Genomic DNA, 593 nt, shown 5'->3' with positions numbered 1-593 from the left:
CCTGCCACAACTGTTGCTGTGGTGCCGTCAGGATAAGTCACAGTCACGGTTGAACCCGCTTCTGCTGTTCCGCTGATCGGGTCAGTGGCATTGATTGGCTCAAGGACCGGTGCATTTGGTGCAGTGGTATCAACAGTCACAATACCTGTGTCTGTACCCACATTACCTGCTGCATCTGTTGCAGTCACGGTAATGGTATGTGGACCGTCTGTGAGTGCTGGCAGTGTATTGTCTGCAAGGCTCCAGGTGCCGTCACCATTGTTGGTCGCTGGATAGTTCACACCATCCACAGTCACCACCACAGTCGCAGTTGGTTCACTTACCGTACCTGTTAAAGGCGGTGTACTGTCATTGGTTAATAGATCATTAAGAGCGACTGTCGGTGCAAGCGCATCTACGACACCTGTTGCAGGTCCTGATGTATTGCCAGCAGGATCTGTTGTAACTGCCGTAACTTCATCACCATCATTTAAACCTGGATTTGGCACAGTCCAACTGCCATCCGGTCCTGCTACAACGCTTGCTGTACTGCCATCAGGATAGGTCACAGTGACTGTTGAGCCAGGTTCTGCTGTACCTGTAATTAGGTCTGT

General features: G+C 51.1%; 1 protein-coding gene. It reads right to left on the bottom strand.

What is annotated here, in order from left to right:
• Positions 1-593, bottom strand: a 593-nt coding sequence (locus F968_RS01280) for an Ig-like domain-containing protein (RefSeq protein WP_004789442.1), incomplete at both ends; no start/stop codon positions are given.

Source organism: Acinetobacter sp. NIPH 817, assembly GCF_000368405.1.
Lineage (GTDB): Bacteria > Pseudomonadota > Gammaproteobacteria > Pseudomonadales > Moraxellaceae > Acinetobacter.
The sequence above is the reverse complement of the archived record's forward strand: the minus strand, read 5'-3'. Positions and strand labels throughout refer to the sequence as shown.